This window comes from Bacteroides sp. ET336 (genome assembly GCF_024733815.1).
Classification (GTDB): Bacteria; Bacteroidota; Bacteroidia; order Bacteroidales; family Bacteroidaceae; genus Phocaeicola; species Phocaeicola cellulolyticus.
In genome coordinates this window covers 1-277 of the sequence record NZ_JANRHK010000076.1, presented here as the reverse complement: position 1 = coordinate 277, position 277 = coordinate 1, and the positions used below count along the sequence as shown (strand labels likewise).

General features: G+C 49.5%; 1 rRNA gene. It reads left to right on the top strand.

Annotated features, from left to right (window positions below):
• Positions 1–277: ribosomal RNA gene (locus NW213_RS16905) — 23S ribosomal RNA — on the top strand; the annotation flags it as partial.

Below are 277 nucleotides of genomic sequence, written 5' to 3'. Positions count from 1 at the left end.
ATTTGTAAGGGGCTAACGCAGGGAACTGAAACATCTTAGTACCTGCAGGAAAAGAAAATAACAATGATTCCCCCAGTAGTGGCGAGCGAACGGGGAAGAGCCCAAACCGCTTATGTTACGGCATAAGCGGGGTTGTAGGACCACAACGTTGCAAGAAATTTCGTGAGAAGAACGATCTGGAAAGTTCGACCACAGACGGTGACAGTCCGGTATTCGAAGCGAAACGAAGCATAGTGGCATCCTGAGTAGCGCGGAACACGAGGAATTCTGCGTGAAC